We start from the raw sequence: 18,400 nt of genomic DNA, 5'->3' as shown, positions 1-18,400 counted from the left end.
CGGGGCAACGATTCAGAAGGATAAGATTATGGGTCACTACACACGCTGGCTTGAGCTTAAAGAAGAACATCCGGGTAAGTACGCCCGTGATATCGCCGGATTAATGCACATCAGCGAAGCAGAGCTGGCATTTGCGCGCGTTGGACACGACGCCTGGCGGCTGCGCGGTGAAATCCGTGAGATTCTGGCAGCGCTGGAGTCGGTGGGGGAAACCAAATGCATCTGCCGTAACGAATATGCCGTTCACGAGCAGGTCGGGGCGTTTACTAACCAGCACCTCGGCGGCCACGCCGGGCTGGTGCTGAATCCGCGCGCGCTGGATCTGCGTTTGTTCCTCAACCAGTGGGCGAGCGCGTTTCACATAAGTGAAACGACCTCCCGCGGCGAACGTCAGAGCATTCAGTTCTTCGATCATCAGGGCGACGCTTTACTGAAGGTCTACACCACGGATCACACCGACGTTGCCGCCTGGGGCGACGTGCTGACCCGTTTTATCATTGCCGATAACCCCACTCTGGCACTGAAGGCTGTCGATGCCCCTGCGCATTCCGACGGTGCTGATGCAGGCTCGGTGGAGAAAGAGTGGCGCGCCATGACCGATGTGCATCAGTTCTTTAGCTTACTGAAGCGCCATAACCTGAGCCGCCAGCAGGCGTTTCGTCTGGTGAGTGACGATCTGGCCTGTAAAGTGGATAACAGCGCGCTGGCACAGCTGCTGGAGACGGCGCGACAGGACGGAAACGAAATCATGATCTTCGTCGGCAACCGCGGCTGCGTGCAGATCTTCACCGGTGTGGTGGAAAAACTGACGCCCATGAAGGGCTGGCTGAACATCTTCAACCCAACCTTTACCCTGCATCTGCTGGAGGAGACTATCGCCGAGACGTGGGTAACGCGCAAGCCTACGGCGGACGGACACGTTACCAGCCTGGAGCTGTTTGCTGCGGACGGCACTCAGATCGCCCAGCTCTACGGGCAGCGTACCGAAGGCGAGCCTGAGCAGAGCCAGTGGCGCCGCCAGATTGACGCCCTGACGCCAGAAGGGCTGGCCGCATGAAAAACTGGTTCGCCCTGCTCTGCGCCCTGCCGCTGGTCGCCGTCGCCGCGCCGGAGAGAATTGTCGCCCTCGGCGGCGACGTGACGGAGATCGTCTACGCCCTCGGCGCGGAGTCTTCTCTGGTTGCGCGCGACAGTACCAGCCAGTGGCCGCAGGCGACAAACGCGCTGCCTGACGTGGGGTATCTTCGCCAGCTGAATGCGGAGGGGATTTTGTCCGTACGCCCGACGCTGGTGCTGGCAAGCGACCAGGCGCAGCCCTCTCTGGCGCTGAAACAGGTTGAACAGAGCCACGTCCGGGTGGTTACCGTTCCCGGCACGCCTGACCTGCGCGCGATTGACGAAAAAGTACGGGTGATAGCTCAGGCGACGCATCATGAGGCGCAAGGGGAAACCCTGCGCAACTCGCTGCGTCAGGCGCTGGCGGCACTGCCCTCAACACCGCTCAACAAGCGGGTGCTGTTTATCCTCAGCCACGGCGGAATGACCGCAATGGCGGCCGGGCAACAGACCGGCGCGGATGCGGCAATACGCGCCGCCGGGTTGCAGAACGCCATGCAGGGCTTTACCCGCTATCAGCCGCTTTCCCAGGAGGGGGTGATGGCCAGCCAGCCGGATCTGGTGGTGATTTCGCAGGACGGTCTTAACGCGCTGGGCGGCGAAGAAAATCTGTGGAAACTGCCCGGCCTGGCGCAAACGCCAGCGGGACGAAGCAAGCAGGTGCTGGCTATTGATGACATGGCCCTGCTGGGCTTCAGCGTCCGCACGCCGAAAGCCATACAACAGCTGCGTGCCAGAGCGGAGCAACTGCCCTGATGTCCCGGCGCATCACGTTATCGTTATGGCTTCTGGCGGGGTTGCTTACCGTCATGACGTTCATGGCCACCGGTTTTGGGGCGTTACGCCTGCCGGTGAACGTGCTGTGGAGCGGCAGCGATGAGACACTACGCCAGATCTGGCTTACCATCCGTCTGCCCCGCGTACTGCTGGCGCTGGTGATTGGCGGATCGCTGGCGCTCGCCGGCTGCGTCATGCAGGGGCTGTTCCGCAATCCACTGGCCGACCCGGGCCTGCTCGGGATCAGCAGCGGTGCGGCGCTGGCCGTCGCCCTGTGGGTGGTGCTCCCGCTCTCGCTGCCCGCGCTGGTGATGCTTTACGCCCCTATGCTGGCGGCATTTCTTGGGGCGCTGGCAGCCACTGGCGTGATCTTCCTGCTCAGCAAGCAGCGTGACCCCTCTCTGTCTCGTCTGTTGCTGGTGGGTATCGCCATCAATGCCCTGTGCGGTGCGGCAGTGGGTGTGCTTTCGTGGGTCAGCAATGACGCCCAGCTGCGTCAGCTTTCACTCTGGGGAATGGGAAGTCTTGGTCAGGCACAGTGGTCAACGCTGCTCGCCGTGACCTCGCTGATGGTGCCTGCCGTTCTGACGATCTGGCGTTGTGCCAGCGCATTAAATTTACTGCAACTGGGTGAGGAGGAAGCGCATTACCTTGGCGTGGACGTTGCCTTTGTACAGCGAATATTACTGTTATGCAGCGCCCTGCTGGTCGCTGCGGCTGTCGCCGTCAGCGGCGTGATTGGCTTTGTCGGACTCGTGGTGCCGCACCTGATGCGCATGTGGCTGGGCGCCGATCACCGGGCAACCCTCCCCGGCACGGTACTCGCGGGCGCTTTACTGCTGCTGGTGGCGGATACGGTCGCGCGCACCCTGGTCGCTCCGGCAGAAATGCCGGTCGGCCTGCTCACCAGTATCCTTGGCGCTCCCTGGTTCTTATGGCTCATTTTTCGTCGTGGAGAACAGCATGGCTGAACGTTATACGGCTGAAAATCTTACTTTTACCCGATCTGGCCGCACGCTGACAGATAACGTTTCGCTGTCACTGTCGCAGGGAGAGCTGGTTACATTGATCGGCCCCAACGGCGCGGGGAAATCCACGCTGCTGCGGCTGCTGACCGGCTACCTGAAACCCGACAGCGGCGGCTGTTCGCTGGCGGGAAAAGCGCTGGAGGAATGGCATCCGCAGATGCTGTCCCGCTATCGGGCAGTGATGCGCCAGCAGTCTCAGCCTGGATTTGACTGGCAGGTGGAGGAGATTGTTGGCATGGGGCGTGCGCCCTGGACGCGTCACCCGGAACCGTCGATTGTGCGTGAGGTGTTGCAGCTGACCGGTTGCCTGCCGCTGGCCGGCAGGCGTTATCATGCCCTCTCCGGCGGCGAGCAGCAGCGCGTCCAGCTCGCCCGCGCGCTGGCGCAGCTGTGGCGTGACGGAACGCCGCGCGGCTGGCTGTTTCTCGACGAACCCACTTCAGCGCTGGATCTCTACCACCAGCAGCATCTGCTGCGCCTGTTGAAATCGCTGACCCGTCAGGGCCATCTTCACGCCTGCGTGGTGCTGCACGATCTCAATCTTGCCGCATTATGGTCGGACCGGATCCTACTGTTACACAACGGCAGGATTGTTTCTCAGGGCATACCGGAGACGGTTTTGCAGGCCGACGCGCTGGCACGCTGGTACGGTGCGCAGGTGCACGTCGGCAGACATCCGGCGCACGCCGCACCGCAGGTTTTTCTCGCCCCTTAGCTTGAGCAGCTCACTTCCAGCCGCTTGCCCCAGTCCGGCGGGCGGCTGACATAGTCATCCTCCCGGTCGGCAAACGGCGTGCGCAGGGCGATATGCAGCCGATGCAGCTCGGTATAATCCCCCTGCTCTGCCTGCTCAATGGCCCGCTGCGCCAGCCAGTTGCGCAACACCATCGCCGGGTTAACCGCCTTCATCCGCGCCTGGCGGGTATCGTCATCAATCTGTTCCTGCTGTAAACGCGTCCGGTAAACGGCAAACCAGTCATCAAACGCCTGACGATCGATGAACTCGTCGCGCAGCGGTGACGCGGCGCTCTGCTGCGCGGTCTGGCTCAGCATACGGAAGGTTCGGGTATAGTCGCTGCCTTCACGCGCCATGATGGCAAACAGCCCATTCAACAGCGCGTTATCGCCTTTTTCCTGCGTCATCAGCCCCAGCTTGTTGCGCATTAACACACCATATTCCCGCAGCAGGATCTCCTGATAGCTGTCCAGCGCATCGTTCAGGGCATCGACGTCGATAAACGGCGACAGGCTTTGCGCAAGCCGCTGAAGGTTCCACAGCCCCACCGCAGGCTGGTTGTCGAAACGGTAACGCCCCTGATAGTCTGAATGGTTACAGATGTAACCCGGCTGATAGTCATCAAGAAAGCCGTACGGACCGTAGTCAAACGTCAGCCCTAACAGGGACATGTTGTCGGTATTCATCACCCCGTGGGCAAAGCCGACGGCCTGCCAGCGGGCAATCATTGCGGCAGTGCGCGCGACAATATCACGGAACCAGAGAACATAGCGGTCCGGCTCGTTTTGCAGGTGCGGCCAGTGACGGCGAAGGGCGTAATCGGCAAGCTGGCGGACCTTATCCGGCTCGCGGCGATAGTAGAAGTGTTCAAAATGACCGAAACGCAGATGGCTTTCCGCAACGCGGACCAGCATCGCTCCCTGCTCCATCGTTTCACGGGCCACCGGCGTGTCGCTGGTGACAATGGACAGCGCGCGTGAGGTGGGGATCCCCAGGGCATGCATCGCCTCGGAAGCCAGACCTTCACGGATGGTTGAACGCAGCACCGCGCGGCCATCCCCCATGCGTGAGTACGGGGTTAGCCCTGCCCCTTTCAGGTGCCAGTCAAGCGTTTCGCCATTCGGCAGAAGTTGTTCACCCAGCAGGATGCCGCGGCCATCGCCGAGCTGTCCCGCCCAGACGCCAAACTGATGTCCGCTGTAGACCTGAGCCAGCGGCTTCATGCCCGGGAGCAGCGTTTCGCCGCCCCAGACGCCGGCGCCTTTTTCTGGCTGAAAAAGCGTCGAAGGGATGCCAAGCGAATCCGCTAATGCATCGTTATGCCAGATAAGACGCGCGTTCTGTAATGGCGTTGGCTTAAGCGCGGTGTAAAAGCCGGGTAATTCATCGTGCCAGTGAGCAGTAAAAGACAGGGTCATAAGTCCTCCTGCTTTAAGTGTAGAGGGTTTCCCTGGACGTAAACACGGGCGAAGAAAGGGGTTATTGCTGAACGAGAGTCGTGACTCGCTCTGCCGGGACGGCAGGCCACAGGCTTCCCTGCATTGCACCAAAATTGAAGGGCAGCACGCGTTGTAAGATGCCGTGATCGTCAATTCCCGAGACCATGACCGACTGACAATGCGGCGCGATCTGCCAGAGAATGGCGCGCATAAAAGGCTCAAACGAGAGTGCCGACGCGCGCTGCTGGATAAAGTTTTTATCCAGAATCACCCGTTTGAACAGACCATCATAAACCGGTTTAAGGGAAGATGCCCCTGCACCAAAGTTAGCCAATACTAAGGGGAAATGGATCGCCATTCTTGCCAGACAGGGATCGTCTTTCCCGTTATTTAAACCTGGATAGTTCTCATTAACAGTAAACTCAAGAAACGGATAACGCTCGAGGATTGAAACAGCGTTCTCATTAGTTAATAAAAACTCAACAATTGCAGGTGTAATATTGATCCATGCAATTAACTGATGCTGAATAAAAAATAGCTTACAGGTATCGAGTAATTGCAGTTTCTCCTGAAACAGCGCTAATTCATCTTCCTGAGAAAGATGTGGGATAACCAGTTCAGTCGGGATCCGTACGTCCGCACCCACGCCAGTAAAGTTAACCAAAATCTCTAAACCTTTAAGCAAACCTGCACTATCACGCGCCGGAAGGAGTAAAAGTTCAGACTGGTAAGCATTATCTAGCGTAATAATCATCGCGCTTGTCCTGCATTAAAGATGAGAGAGAACATCCTGGAGCAATTGCAGGCACAATTCCACTGTCTTGATTTTAATAAGATTAATTTCATTCTTTCCGTATTAATTTTCAGATTTTTCCCTGAATCTAAATTAATTTTATCCTGGTTATTGAATAATAGCCAGTTTTAGATAAAACAGGCACATGCGGACATAAATAATTGGGCAAAAATTTAACTTTAATCAACCCGCAAGAAAAGCCTGACGTCTATTTTCACCGCCAGGCCCTCCGCACTGCATTTTTATGCAGCGGTTAAATACGTCTGGCCTGCCAGAAGTTTTTACGCCAGTAAACATTATCCAGAGAGGAGCGCATCACGCCACGACTGGTCGAGGCGTGAATGAACTGATTATCGGTATCATAGATGCCGACATGAAGGCCGCTTTCACCGGAGCCCGTTTTAAAAAAGACCAGATCGCCGGGCAGGAGCTCGTCTTTATCAATTTCAGTGCCGATTTTCGCCTGCATACGCGTTTCACGCGGAAGCTGGAGGTCAAATTTATCGCGGAAGGTCATCAGCACGAATCCCGAGCAATCCACCCCGCCCCGGCTCATGCCGCCGTAGCGATAAGGTGTGCCGCGCCAGTTGCTGAGCTGATCGTTCAGGCTGGCAATGACCGTAATGGAATCGGAAAGCCGTGGGTTGGGCGGAGGTGCACGATGGCTGCTGCATCCTGCAAGAAAGAGCGCCGCAACAAGGAGAAACCAGAATCGCATTTCAGACGAATCCTCTGCTTTTTTTGTTCTTTCGGTAATTTAGCGTGCATCTATGCAGCTGTGCAAGAAAGGTTATTCCTGCGCCGTGGAAATGAGCATCTTGTGGCCTTCAATATCCAGCCTCCGGAACGACATGTGGTAAGCGCTCGCAAGATTGGCGGCCGTCAGCACGCTGTCGCGCGTTCCGCTGGCAATCAGCTTGCCACGCGCCAGCAACCACACCCGATGCGCGTGGCGCAACGTATGGTTCAAATCATGGCTGCTCATCACAATGGCGATCCCCTTGCGACACAGCGCGCTGAGCAGGGTATCCAGCGCTGCCTGCTGGGCAACGTCCAGCCCGCTCATCGGCTCGTCCAGCAGCAACAACCGCCCGTGAGGATTTCCCGCCGGATGGATCTGAAGGATAACGGCGGCCAGACGCACGCGCTGCCACTCGCCGCCGGAAAGCTGATTTGCCTGCCGGGTAAGCTTGTCGTCTAACCCGAGCGCAGCAGCAACCTCGTTGAGCAATCCCACCTGATTTTTGTCAGGCAGATGCAGCGTCAGGTAGTGCCAGACGGGCATCGCAAAGGGCGGAACCTGCTGCTGAACCAGATAGCTTCGACGGGAGGCGAGTGTAGCGGGTAGCCAGTCGACGAGCGATTGCCCGAGAAAGGTAATCTCTCCTTCCCCGGTGGTCAGCCCCGCCATGCGCGCCAGCAGCGTGCTTTTTCCGGCGCCGTTTGGCCCAACCAGGTGAAGGATTTCACCTGCGTTGACTGCGGCAGTCACAGGCTCAAGACGTCCCTTCCCGGCAACGTCCGTGAGCTGCATCAGCAGCGTCATTATTTCGCCAGCGCCAGCTTGATTGATTCCATCACGATAGGATCTTCAGGCGTCATGTCAGGCGAAAAACGCTGCACAACCTCACCGTCACGGCCAATCAGGAATTTTTCGAAGTTCCACAGAATATCATCGGGATAGAGCGGCGCACGGCCTTTACTTGCCATACGCTCATAGAAACCACTCTCTTCAGGCGCAACGGCGGTCGGCGCCGCGGCCACCAGTTTGGCATACAGCGGATGACGATTTTCCCCGTTCACATCAATTTTGCTGAACATCGGGAACGTCACGCCATAGGTTGTGCTGCAAAAGGTCTTAATCTCCTCTTCGCTACCCGGCTCCTGGCCCAGGAACTGGTTGCACGGGAAGCCGAGTACGGTAAAGCCGTCTTTTTCCCAGGCTTTATGAATGTTTTCCAGCTGTTCATACTGCGGCGTAAGGCCACATTTCGACGCCACGTTCACGATGAGCAGCACCTTGCCCTTGTAGCCTTCCAGCGTGGTTTTCTCGCCGTCAATGGTCGTCACTTCGGTATTCAGAATATCAGACTGCATAGCATTCCCTCAGGTTGACTTACAGGTTGTGTTTTAACGTCCAGCTTTTAATAGTAGCCAGATAAAGACCGGCGCGCCCAGTGTTGCGGTCACCACGCCTATGGGCAACTCAGCGGCCGTCAGGGCGAGCCGGGCGATGATATCGGCAACCAGCAGCGTTGCCGCCCCGGCAACCGCCGAGGCCGGGAGCAGGGTTCGGTGGTCCGTAATGCCGCACAGGCGCAGCATATGCGGGATCACCAGCCCAATAAAGCCAATCGCCCCCGCCAGCGCCACGCTTACGCCTACCATCCAGCCAATGGCGATAACCAGCACGTTGCGCCAGAATCCAATCGGCATCCCGAGCTGGCGAGCAGACGTTTCGCCCAGCGCGAGAATATTAAGAGGCTGCGCCTGGAACGCCGTCCACAGGATGACCGGGATCAGGAGCACCATCAGCCACCCCTGACGCCAGTCAACACCCCCAAATCCCCCCATCATCCAGTACATTAACTGGCGCAGATCGAAGGAGGTGGAGAAGTAGACGGCCCAGGTCATCAGCGCACTACAGATGATCCCCAACGCTACCCCGGCAAGCAGCAGCCGACTGGTGGATAAGTGGCGGCGGGCAAAGCGCAGAAGGATAAGGGTTATCAACAGCGCGCCAAGGATGGCGCTGAGGCTAATCCCCCAGCCGGAGAGCTCGCCTCCCCCCAGCATCACGGCGGCGATAAGCCCGACGCCTGCGCCATTCGAGACCCCGAGAAGCCCGGGTTCCGCCAGAGGGTTTTCAAATAATGCCTGCATGATCGTGCCGCACAGCGCCAGCGCAGCGCCGACTAAAAGGACAGCCAACGTCCGCGGCAGGCGGATCTGCCAGACAAAGAGCTGTCCTTCAGGCGTAAACCAGCTTTCCGGCCCCAGCCACCGATCGCCCGCACACAGGCTGACGGTGGTGGCGACAATCAACAGCACCCCGAGCAGACACAGGCGGCGAAGATCGGAGCGGTGCTGGCGGCGGGCAAGATCAAGCATAGACGATAGGTTATCCGGTTGAGATATCATTGATTTTACGGCGGGTTTAGCAAATAGCGCAAAGAAAAAAGGCCGCGTGAGCGGCCTTTTTAGTTAGTTCATATTACTCTGCTTTGGGCGTTGCGTTTTCGACACGGCTTTTTAACTTCTGTCCGGGTCTGAAGGTCACCACGCGGCGGGCTGTAATGGGAATATCTTCCCCCGTCTTCGGGTTACGGCCCGGACGTTGGTTTTTGTCTCGCAAATCAAAATTGCCAAAGCCGGAGAGTTTAACCTGCTCACCATTTTCCAGAGCACGACGGATCTCTTCGAAAAACAGCTCTACCAGCTCTTTGGCATCCCGTTTGCTAAGCCCAAGCTTATCAAACAGATATTCTGACATTTCAGCTTTTGTAAGCGCCATAGGTTCAATCCCTCAATGATGCCTGGAATCGCTCTTTTAATGCCTCTACACATTTGGCGACGGTAGCGGCAATCTCCTCTTCTTCGAGTGTACGGCTGGTATCCTGAAGGATAAGGCTAATAGCGAGGCTCTTGAAACCTTCTGCTACGCCCTTGCCGCGGTACACGTCAAATAAGTTTACGCCAACTACCTGATTTACGCCAACTTTCTTACATTCGGCCAAAATATCTGCTGCGGGCACATTTTCAGCGACCACAACCGCGATATCACGGCGGTTTGCCGGGAAGCGGGAGACGTCCTGCGCCTGAGGAATGACGCGGTCTGCAACCGGGTTCCACTCCAGTTCGAATACGATGGTACGGCCATTCAGATCCAGCTTACGTTCCAGTTCCGGGTGAACAACCCCAATGAAACCAACACGTTTGCCGTCTAAATAGATCGCCGCACTCTGACCCGGATGCAGGGCTGGAATCGCTTCTGCGCGGAATTCAATTTCGGATAATTTACCGGTCAGATCGAGAATCGCTTCCAGATCGCCCTTCATATCGTAGAAATCAACCGTCCCTTTTGCCAGGTCCCAGTGCTCTTCAAAGCGGTTACCGCTGATGGCGCCGGCCAGCATGAGATCCTGACGGATGCCTAAATTCGCCTGAGTATCCGGTACAAAGCGCAAACCGCTTTCGAAAATACGCACGCGGTTTTGCTGACGGTTCTGGTTATAAACGATAGTACCCAGCAGTCCCGTCCACAGGGACAGACGCATCGCTGACATCTCGCTGGAAATCGGGCTTGGCAAAATCAGCGCTTCCTGACCCGGGTGGATCAGCTGTTGCAGCTTAGGATCAACGAAGCTGTAGGTGATCACTTCCTGGTAGCCTTTGTCGTTCAGCATGGTTTTCACACGCTTCAGAGACAGATCGGCCTCGCGATGGCTGCCCATCACCAGACCCGCCTGCACCGGCTCGTCAGGGATGTTGTTGTAGCCGTAAACGCGGGCCACTTCTTCCACCAGATCTTCCTCGATCTCCATGTCAAAACGCCAGGACGGCGCAACGGCTTTCCACTCGTCCTGACCCTCAGTAACTTCGCAGCCCAGACGCGTCAGAATGTCGGTCACCTGCGCATCGGCAACGTGGTGACCAATCAGACGATCCAGTTTGCTGCGGCGCAGGGTAATGGTCGCACGCTTCGGCAGCGTCGCTTCGTTGGTCACATCGATAACCGGACCCGCTTCGCCGCCGCAGATGTCGATCAGCAGGCGAGTCGCACGCTCCATCGCTTTGTATTGCAGCGCAGGATCCACGCCACGCTCGTAGCGGTGAGAAGCATCAGTGTGCAGACCGTGACGGCGTGCGCGGCCGGTGATGGAGAGCGGGCTGAAGAACGCGCATTCCAGCAGGACGTTTTGCGTCTCGTCGTTAACGCCAGAGTGCTCGCCGCCGAAGATCCCGCCCATCGCCAGCGCTTTGTTGTGATCGGCAATCACCAGGGTGTCAGCGTTCAGTTTCGCTTCGCTGCCGTCCAGCAGAACCAGGGTTTCGCCCTCTTTCGCCATGCGCACGACGATCCCACCTTCGATACGATCTTTATCAAAGGCGTGCATTGGCTGGCCCAGCTCCAGCAGAACATAGTTGGTGACGTCGACGACCGCATCGATAGAACGGATACCGCAGCGACGCAGTTTCTCTTTCATCCACAGCGGGGTTGGCGCTTTAACGTTAATACCTTTCACCACACGACCGAGGTAGCGTGGGCAGGCCTCAGGCGCGTCTACCTGTATCGGCAGCACGTCACTGATGGTTGCCTCAACCGGAGCGATCTCCGGCACGTTCAGTTCAGTCTGGTTCAGCACGGCCACGTCGCGGGCCACACCGATGATGCCTAAACAGTCAGCACGGTTTGGCGTTACGCTGATTTCGATGGTGTTGTCATCAAGCGTCAGGTATTCGCGGATATCGGTACCAACTGGCGCATCCTGCGGCAGTTCAATAATGCCGGAGTGATCGTCGGAAATACCCAGTTCGGAGAAGGAGCACAGCATGCCTTCAGACGGCTCACCGCGCAGCTTAGCCGCTTTGATTTTGAAATCGCCCGGCAGCACCGCACCGACGGTCGCCACGGCCACTTTCAGGCCCTGACGGCAGTTTGGCGCACCGCAGACGATATCCAGCAGACGGTCACCGCCCACGTTGACTTTTGTTACGCGCAGTTTGTCAGCGTTAGGGTGCTGACCGCATTCAACCACTTCACCCACGACCACGCCGGTGAAGGCGCCAGAAACCGGCTCTACACCGTCAACTTCCAGACCCGCCATGGTGATCTGGTTGGAAAGCGCGTCGCTGTCCAGCGTGGTGTTCACCCATTCGCGTAACCACAGTTCACTGAATTTCATTGTTCTGTCCTGCCCTTATTTAAACTGTTTGAGGAAACGCAGATCGTTTTCGAAGAACGCACGTAAGTCGGTTACGCCGTAGCGCAGCATGGTCAGACGCTCCATACCCATACCGAACGCAAAGCCGGAATACACTTCCGGATCGATACCCACGTTGCGCAGCACGTTTGGATGCACCATGCCGCAGCCCAGCACTTCCAGCCATTTGCCGTTTTTACCCATCACGTCAACTTCCGCAGACGGTTCGGTGAACGGGAAGTAGGACGGGCGGAAGCGAACCTGCAAATCTTCCTCAAAGAAGTTGTTCAGGAAATCGTGCAGCGTGCCTTTCAGGTTGGTAAAGCTGATGTTTTTATCAACAATCAGACCTTCCATCTGGTGGAACATTGGGGTGTGGGTCTGATCGTAGTCGTTACGGTATACGCGACCCGGCGCGATGATGCGGATTGGCGGCTCCTGCTCCTTCATGGTACGGATCTGAACGCCGGAAGTCTGAGTACGCAGCAGACGGGTAGCGTCAAACCAGAAAGTGTCGTGGTCAGCACGTGCCGGATGATGGCCAGGAATGTTCAGGGCATCGAAGTTGTGGTAATCATCTTCAATTTCCGGGCCAGTCGCCACGGTAAAGCCGAGCTCACCGAAGAAACTTTCAATACGATCGATAGTACGAGTCACCGGATGCAGACCGCCGTTTTCAATACGACGACCCGGCAGAGAAACGTCAATCGTTTCTGCCGCCAGACGCGCATTCAGTACTGCGCTTTCCAGCTCGGCTTTACGCGCGTTCAGCGCCTGCTGTACCTGCTCTTTGGCTTCGTTAATCACTGCACCGGCTGCCGGGCGCTCCTCTGCTGGCAGTTCACGCAGGGTAGTCATCTGAAGGGTCAAATGCCCTTTCTTGCCCAGATATTCGACGCGGACATTGTCTAACGCGGCAACATCTGAGGCCTGGTTAATGGCGGCCGTTGCACTGGCAACCAGCTCTGCGAGATGTGACATGGTTTTCCTCATTATGTCGGTGCAGACACCGAATTGTTGGACGTATTCTCTTAACTTCAGGCACAAAAAAAGCCTCCATCGGGAGGCTTATCTGGCGCTGTTTTTCGTTTCATCTTTCACGCGCTAGCCTCCTGAAGTCAGGTGCTAAAGTAAAAGAAGAAGCGGAAAAAAGCAGCATTCATGCTTGCGTTACCTTGTAGGGTAAAAACCGTTAAGACCTTATTGAAAAGCCTGCACGGATAAATGTCAATCTTCTGATGGTGTTAAATGAAAAGAGGAGGCAAAGCCCCCTCTCTCAACTGGCTTATGCCAGTGCTGCTTTCGCTTTTTCGACCAGAGCGGTGAACGCTACTTTGTCGAATACTGCGATGTCAGCCAGGATCTTACGGTCGATTTCAACAGAGGCTTTTTTCAGGCCGTTGATGAATTTGCTGTAAGAAATACCGTTCTGACGTGCTGCTGCGTTGATACGCGCAATCCACAGTTGACGGAACTGACGCTTACGCTGACGACGGTCACGGTAAGCGTACTGACCTGCTTTGATAACAGCCTGGAAGGCAACGCGGTATACGCGTGAACGCGCACCGTAGTAGCCTTTAGCTTGTTTCAAAATTTTCTTGTGACGTGCACGTGCAATTACACCACGTTTTACGCGAGCCATGTGTGCTCTCCTGTATCTATTCTAAATTAAAAAAGTTAAACGTTAACGACTTATGCGTACGGCAGGCACGCGATGACCAGGCCCAGATCGCCTTTAGAAACCATGGCTTTTGGACGCAGGTGACGTTTACGCTTGGTAGCTTTCTTAGTCAGAATGTGACGCAGGTTAGCGTGCTTGTGCTTAAAACCACCTTTACCGGTTTTTTTGAAGCGCTTAGCAGCACCGCGTACGGTCTTAATTTTTGGCATTTTAATAACTTCCACTTCGCATTGTTAAATAAACGAAACATAGGCGAACAAAACCTATGGGGCCCGAAGGCTCCACAGATTTTGCTGCTTGAAGGCCTTACTGTTTCTTCTTAGGAGCGAGCACCATGATCATCTGGCGGCCTTCGATCTTCGTAGGGAAGGATTCGACTACTGCCAGTTCACTCAGATCGTCACGGACGCGGTTAAGCACTTCCATACCAATCTGTTGGTGGGCCATCTCACGACCGCGGAAACGCAGCGTGATCTTGGCCTTATCGCCATCTTCCAGAAAGCGAATCAGGCTGCGGAGTTTTACCTGATAATCGCCATCGTCGGTACCAGGACGGAATTTAATTTCCTTAACCTGGATAACTTTTTGCTTCTTCTTCTGTTCCTTAGAAGACTTACTCTTTTCATAAAGGAACTTGCCGTAGTCCATGATACGACAAACTGGCGGTTCGGCGTTAGGGCTGATTTCAACTAAATCTACTCCAGCTTCTTCAGCCTTTTCGATCGCTTCTCTCAGACTCACAATCCCCAGCTGCTCGCCTTCCAGACCTGTTAAGCGAACTTCCTGGGCGCGAATCTCGCCATTGATACGATTCGGACGTGCCGTTTGAACTCGTTTTCCGCCTTTAATACCTTATTCCTCCAGTTGTTGAAGACTGCGGCTGCGAATCTCTTGTTGCAGCTTCTCAATCACTTCACTTACGTCCAGGCTCCCCAGGTCTTTACCACGGCGGGTGCGAACGGCAACTTTGCCTGCTTCCACCTCTTTATCACCACAGACCAACATATACGGGACACGACGTAAAGTGTGCTCGCGGATTTTAAAGCCAATCTTCTCATTTCTCAAGTCTGCTTTTACGCGAATGCCCGCATTTTGTAGTTTCTGCGTCAATTCTTTAACGTAATCCGCCTGAGAATCGGTAATGTTCATCACCACTACCTGCACTGGCGCAAGCCAGGTTGGGAAGAAGCCCGCGAACTCTTCGGTCAGGATGCCGATGAAGCGCTCCAGTGAACCGAGAATCGCACGGTGAATCATAACCGGCACCTGACGCTCGTTGTCTTCGCCAACATAAGAGGCGCTTAAACGCTGCGGCAGGGAGAAGTCCAGCTGTACCGTTCCGCACTGCCATGCGCGATCGAGGCAGTCATACAGGGTAAATTCAATTTTCGGACCGTAGAATGCGCCCTCGCCCAGCTGGTATTCGAACGGAATACCGTTCTCTTCCAGCGCGACGGCGAGATCCGCCTCTGCGCGATCCCATGTCTCATCGCTGCCGATACGTTTTTCCGGACGCGTTGAGAGTTTGACCACGATCTTCTCGAAGCCAAAGGTGCTGTACATATCGTAGACCATACGAATACAGGCGTTAACTTCTTCACGGACCTGATCTTCAGTACAGAAGATATGCGCATCATCCTGAGTAAAGCCACGAACACGCATCAGACCGTGCAGCGCACCTGATGGCTCGTTACGATGGCAGCTACCGAACTCCGCCATACGCAGCGGCAGATCGCGGTAGGATTTCAGACCCTGGTTGAAGATCTGAACGTGGCCCGGGCAGTTCATTGGCTTGATGCAGTATTCACGGTTCTCAGACGAAGTGGTGAACATTGCATCTTTGTAGTTGTCCCAGTGGCCGGTCTTTTCCCACAGCACACGGTCCATCATGAACGGGCCTTTCACTTCCTGATACTGGTACTCTTTCAGCTTGGAGCGCACGAACGTTTCCAGTTCACGGAAGATAGTCCAGCCGTCGTTATGCCAGAACACCATCCCCGGCGCTTCTTCCTGCATATGATACAGGTCAAGCTGCTTACCGATTTTACGGTGGTCACGCTTAGCCGCCTCTTCCAGGCGTTGCAGGTACGCGTTCAGGGCCTTCTTATCGGCCCACGCGGTACCATAAATACGCTGCAACATTTTGTTGTTGCTGTCGCCACGCCAGTAAGCGCCTGCGATTTTCATCAGTTTGAAGTGATGACAGAAGCGCATGTTCGGCACGTGCGGTCCACGGCACATGTCGACGTATTCCTGGTGATGGTACAAGCCAGGCTTGTCATCATGAGCGATGTTTTCATCAAGAATCGAGACTTTGTAGCTCTCGCCGCGCTTCACGAAGGTTTCACGCGCTTCGTGCCAGCTGACTTTCTTCTTAATGACGTCATAGTTGGTTTCGGCGAGCTCGTGCATTCGTTTCTCGAGCGCGTCGATATCTTCCTGAGTCAGGGTGTGGTCAAGGTCAACGTCGTAGTAGAAACCGTTGTCGATAACCGGGCCGATTGCCATTTTGGTGTTTGGCCACAGCTGCTTGATAGCATGGCCTAACAGGTGCGCACAGGAGTGACGAATGATCTCCAGACCTTCTTCGTCTTTCGCGGTGATGATCGCAAGCGTTGCATCGCTTTCAATCAGATCGGACGCGTCTACCAGCTCGCCGTTTACGCGACCTGCGATGGTTGCTTTTGCGAGTCCAGGACCGATATCCAGGGCAACATCCATTGGGCTAACAGCATGGTCGAAATGGCGTTGGCTGCCATCAGGAAGAGTAATTACAGGCATTTTATATCCTTATTTGCAGTGATGCCCCACACATAAGAGCATATACAAAGAAAATAATCGTGATTAAACAGTAGATTACGAAACCATCTGACCAACAATCGTCAAATTGGTTCGTCATCATGCACCTGCCGATTCAGATAAATGCGAATTTACGGCAAGCAGGGTAATGGTAACACTATTGAAAGGGCGAATGCACCTTCTGCGACCGTCTGAACCGTTCATCCTTTTGTCTGCGTTCATGAACTTTTGCTGACGGAGGCTCGCAATCCGAAAGTGCTGAGCTATTCTTGACTTGGTCCTTAAACATCGAAGGGGTATCACATGAATGTATCCAGCAGAACCGTTGTGATATTGAATCTACTTTCCGCTGCTTGCCTGGTATTGATTCTGGCTGACAGATTCCATTGGTTTTAAGCCGAACCGGTGTTCCGGCATAACCTGTTGTCCAGGGTTGAGCGCTTTCTGGCGCAGATTTTGGTAGACTAAGGGTATCAACTGACAAGGATTAGGTTATGCCAACAAAAAGATTTGCCGTGAAGCACTGGAAAATGGTCGTGGTGTTAATTGCTATTTGCGGCGCGATGTTGCTGCTGCGCTGGGCCGCAATGATCTGGGGCTAATATTTTGTCAGCGAAAACGTGCCGTGAATTTACTGAATAAATCTTAACTATCTTTACGATAATTTATGGTCCAAAACCGGTACGTCATAATCCGGTTTTCGACAGGCTGTGACAGCGTATATATTCCGTCACACGTGGCAGTTGAAATATCAGGACCACTCACCCGCCACCAGCTTGTGTACATCAAATGCATCATTCATTGACTGGCCGGTAGACTGAGAGCCAGGGGCAATGTTGGAGCCTGCTTCTACATCCGAGGCTTTAGCGATCCCGATTGGGCTGTTAACGTCACTGGCAGGTTGCGTCATATTATCAGCAGCAAATACGCCAAATGAAAGTGCGGAAAGCACCATCGCTGCTGTAGCGGTTTTGATTTTTTTCATAATTTTATTCTCATACTTATTTAATGCGATATGCCTGAGGCGAGTTTTTCGCCTGTGCCGTAAGTGTAGATCTGGATCACATTCTTGCCTAGTCAAATTATTTATCAATTCGTGTCAAATAAACTGAATAAGCCCTGGTCGGCTAATTATGGAGAAATTATGAAGATGAAACCAGACCCATTATTTTAAAACGCCGTTTAATATAAATAAGCACAGTTTCAGAAAATAAAAAACGGGCCGAGAATAATCCCGGCCCGACGATATTACATTTTATAACCTAAAGAAATCGTGGTTCGGCGATCGGTATGTTCCGGCGCAGAATCAGGTGGGGATGAGTTCCAGGTTACGTTGTACGCCACCTTGAGTCCAAAGTGTTCGTTGATGGCCACATTCAACGCACTTTCTGAGTTCAGCGTTGTATCTTCAGCACCAAACACCGACACACCCTGGGTGAATTTTGCGTTGTCCGTCATCTGCCATGCATAGGTGCCCGATGCATAACCCAGCGGCTGGGTTTCATCTTCGCCGTTGGTGTACTCGTCGTAACGGACACCCGGACCGAATTCAAAACGCAGGCTGTGCACCGGCCCATTGAGGAACTGACGACCATAACCCGCAGTTACGACATCACGCTGGCGATAGCCGTTGTAGCGGTCAGTCAGCCAACTCGCCTGCCCGAACAGGTAGTCATAATCGGTCATGTTGTATCGGCTACGTCCGCCTACCGCGTATTTCTCCGATGAGCGTTGATCGTTAGCAGAGGTGTTGCTGGCATTTCCCCACAGCGACCAGGCCGTGGTGTTGCCGTACCAGGTCAGGGTGCTGTCTGCGGTCAGGGAGGAGCTTTTCGTATTACCGGATTGCGCCAGATACCCGGCATTCACGTTACCTTCAAAGGGTTTTTTGGCAGTGGAGGGATCGTCCATGACAGTAAAAACGGTATCATCGGCGGTTGCATTCAGTGACGCAAATACGCCACCCGCCAGCATCAGTGCTGCGGGTACTGTCTTCAAAAGCTTCATTTTATTTAAGGAGTCCGTACAACATAAAAAGAGACCGTCACGGTCTCGGAAACTTTCTTGCGGATCAATGACAAGGCGACCATAGAAAGGTAACAAATTA

22 protein-coding genes and 1 other annotated feature are annotated in these 18,400 nt (G+C 54.9%); of the genes, 6 read left to right on the top strand and 16 right to left on the bottom strand.

Annotated features, from left to right (window positions below; genetic code table 11):
- The first annotated feature begins 28 nt into the window (after positions 1 to 28).
- From chuS to ACOTY5_RS04995, 4 genes are read left to right on the top strand one after another with little or no spacing between them, the layout of a single operon-like run.
- The gene (gene chuS, locus ACOTY5_RS05010) at positions 29 to 1,057 is read left to right on the top strand and encodes a hematinate-forming heme oxygenase ChuS (protein ID WP_023296351.1); all 1,029 of its coding nucleotides are present in this window, start codon (positions 29 to 31) and stop codon (positions 1,055 to 1,057) included.
- Positions 1,054 to 1,872 carry a heme/hemin ABC transporter substrate-binding protein gene (locus ACOTY5_RS05005; RefSeq protein WP_017384647.1) on the top strand — a complete coding sequence of 273 codons (819 nt, stop codon included), beginning with the start codon at positions 1,054 to 1,056 and terminating at the stop codon, positions 1,870 to 1,872. Before chuS ends, ACOTY5_RS05005 begins: the two co-directional genes overlap by 4 nt.
- Positions 1,872 to 2,864 (top strand): FecCD family ABC transporter permease, encoded by a 993-nt coding sequence (locus ACOTY5_RS05000; RefSeq protein ID WP_045141497.1) that lies wholly within the window; start codon positions 1,872 to 1,874, stop codon positions 2,862 to 2,864. The genes ACOTY5_RS05005 and ACOTY5_RS05000 overlap by 1 nt, the downstream gene beginning before the upstream one ends.
- A complete protein-coding gene (locus ACOTY5_RS04995; protein WP_045141496.1) occupies positions 2,857 to 3,636 on the top strand; it encodes a heme ABC transporter ATP-binding protein in 780 nt (259 codons plus the stop codon). The genes ACOTY5_RS05000 and ACOTY5_RS04995 overlap by 8 nt, the downstream gene beginning before the upstream one ends.
- On the opposite strand, the gene selO is transcribed toward ACOTY5_RS04995, so the two are convergent.
- The 14 genes from selO to thrS form a co-directional block, all read right to left on the bottom strand.
- Positions 3,633 to 5,075, bottom strand: a complete 1,443-nt coding sequence (gene selO / locus ACOTY5_RS04990; protein ID WP_045141495.1) for a protein adenylyltransferase SelO — start codon at positions 5,073 to 5,075, stop codon at positions 3,633 to 3,635. The genes ACOTY5_RS04995 and selO overlap by 4 nt on opposite strands.
- A 61-nt stretch (positions 5,076 to 5,136) precedes the next feature.
- The gene (locus ACOTY5_RS04985; protein WP_023303526.1) at positions 5,137 to 5,850 is read right to left on the bottom strand and encodes an EAL domain-containing protein; all 714 of its coding nucleotides are present in this window, start codon (positions 5,848 to 5,850) and stop codon (positions 5,137 to 5,139) included.
- 292 nt (positions 5,851 to 6,142) lie between these two features.
- On the bottom strand, positions 6,143 to 6,607 hold the full coding sequence (locus ACOTY5_RS04980; protein ID WP_015570730.1) for an NlpC/P60 family protein: 465 nt from the start codon (positions 6,605 to 6,607) through the stop codon (positions 6,143 to 6,145).
- 72 nt (positions 6,608 to 6,679) lie between these two features.
- Positions 6,680 to 7,435: a vitamin B12 ABC transporter ATP-binding protein BtuD gene (gene btuD, locus ACOTY5_RS04975; RefSeq protein WP_045141494.1), complete on the bottom strand. Its 756-nt coding sequence runs from the start codon at positions 7,433 to 7,435 to the stop codon at positions 6,680 to 6,682.
- On the bottom strand, positions 7,435 to 7,986 hold the full coding sequence (locus ACOTY5_RS04970) for a glutathione peroxidase (protein WP_017384653.1): 552 nt from the start codon (positions 7,984 to 7,986) through the stop codon (positions 7,435 to 7,437). The genes btuD and ACOTY5_RS04970 overlap by 1 nt, the downstream gene beginning before the upstream one ends.
- Before the next feature lie 33 nt (positions 7,987 to 8,019).
- Positions 8,020 to 9,000, bottom strand: a complete 981-nt coding sequence (gene btuC / locus ACOTY5_RS04965; protein WP_017693588.1) for a vitamin B12 ABC transporter permease BtuC — start codon at positions 8,998 to 9,000, stop codon at positions 8,020 to 8,022.
- A 103-nt stretch (positions 9,001 to 9,103) separates the two neighbouring features.
- Positions 9,104 to 9,403: an integration host factor subunit alpha gene (gene ihfA, locus ACOTY5_RS04960; RefSeq protein ID WP_003857805.1), complete on the bottom strand. Its 300-nt coding sequence runs from the start codon at positions 9,401 to 9,403 to the stop codon at positions 9,104 to 9,106.
- 4 nt (positions 9,404 to 9,407) lie between these two features.
- Complete coding sequence (pheT, locus tag ACOTY5_RS04955; protein WP_032648054.1) at positions 9,408 to 11,795, bottom strand: phenylalanine--tRNA ligase subunit beta; 2,388 nt, start codon at positions 11,793 to 11,795, stop codon at positions 9,408 to 9,410.
- A gap of 15 nt (positions 11,796 to 11,810) precedes the next feature.
- Complete coding sequence (pheS, locus tag ACOTY5_RS04950; RefSeq protein ID WP_003857809.1) at positions 11,811 to 12,794, bottom strand: phenylalanine--tRNA ligase subunit alpha; 984 nt, start codon at positions 12,792 to 12,794, stop codon at positions 11,811 to 11,813.
- A 62-nt stretch (positions 12,795 to 12,856) separates the two neighbouring features.
- Positions 12,857 to 12,981: a sequence feature (Phe leader region), on the bottom strand.
- The gene (gene pheM / locus ACOTY5_RS04945; protein ID WP_154299526.1) at positions 12,932 to 12,976 is read right to left on the bottom strand and encodes a pheST operon leader peptide PheM; all 45 of its coding nucleotides are present in this window, start codon (positions 12,974 to 12,976) and stop codon (positions 12,932 to 12,934) included. Its footprint overlaps the feature before it by 45 nt.
- 117 nt (positions 12,982 to 13,098) lie before the next feature.
- Positions 13,099 to 13,455, bottom strand: coding sequence for a 50S ribosomal protein L20 (rplT, locus tag ACOTY5_RS04940; RefSeq protein ID WP_000124850.1), 357 nt, complete (start codon positions 13,453 to 13,455; stop codon positions 13,099 to 13,101).
- 50 nt (positions 13,456 to 13,505) lie between these two features.
- Positions 13,506 to 13,703: a 50S ribosomal protein L35 gene (gene rpmI / locus ACOTY5_RS04935; protein WP_001124225.1), complete on the bottom strand. Its 198-nt coding sequence runs from the start codon at positions 13,701 to 13,703 to the stop codon at positions 13,506 to 13,508.
- 97 nt (positions 13,704 to 13,800) lie between these two features.
- A complete protein-coding gene (gene infC, locus ACOTY5_RS04930; RefSeq protein ID WP_023616141.1) occupies positions 13,801 to 14,343 on the bottom strand; it encodes a translation initiation factor IF-3 in 543 nt (180 codons plus the stop codon).
- Positions 14,344 to 14,346: 3 nt separating this feature from the next.
- A complete protein-coding gene (gene thrS, locus ACOTY5_RS04925; protein ID WP_003857814.1) occupies positions 14,347 to 16,275 on the bottom strand; it encodes a threonine--tRNA ligase in 1,929 nt (642 codons plus the stop codon).
- 321 nt (positions 16,276 to 16,596) lie between these two features.
- On the opposite strand from thrS, the gene yncL reads away from it, so the two are divergent.
- Together yncL and yniD are read left to right on the top strand one after the other, a co-directional pair.
- Positions 16,597 to 16,689, top strand: coding sequence for a stress response membrane protein YncL (gene yncL / locus ACOTY5_RS04920; protein WP_071842885.1), 93 nt, complete (start codon positions 16,597 to 16,599; stop codon positions 16,687 to 16,689).
- 98 nt (positions 16,690 to 16,787) lie between these two features.
- Positions 16,788 to 16,895, top strand: coding sequence for a small membrane protein YniD (yniD, locus tag ACOTY5_RS04915; RefSeq protein ID WP_003857815.1), 108 nt, complete (start codon positions 16,788 to 16,790; stop codon positions 16,893 to 16,895).
- 149 nt (positions 16,896 to 17,044) lie between these two features.
- Here the strand turns inward: yniD and ACOTY5_RS04910 are convergent, their stop codons facing one another.
- Positions 17,045 to 17,278 (bottom strand): hypothetical protein, encoded by a 234-nt coding sequence (locus ACOTY5_RS04910; RefSeq protein WP_015570736.1) that lies wholly within the window; start codon positions 17,276 to 17,278, stop codon positions 17,045 to 17,047.
- Between the two features lie 263 nt (positions 17,279 to 17,541).
- Positions 17,542 to 18,300, bottom strand: a complete 759-nt coding sequence (locus ACOTY5_RS04905) for a DUF481 domain-containing protein (protein ID WP_026080717.1) — start codon at positions 18,298 to 18,300, stop codon at positions 17,542 to 17,544.
- Between the last annotated feature and the right edge of the window lie 100 nt (positions 18,301 to 18,400).

Origin of the sequence: Enterobacter cloacae complex sp. SHL018, from assembly GCF_049237905.1 — a bacterium.
Classification (GTDB): Bacteria; Pseudomonadota; Gammaproteobacteria; order Enterobacterales; family Enterobacteriaceae; genus Enterobacter; species Enterobacter hormaechei_C.
Note: the sequence above shows the minus strand (reverse complement) of the source record. Positions and strands in the feature narration are given on the sequence as shown.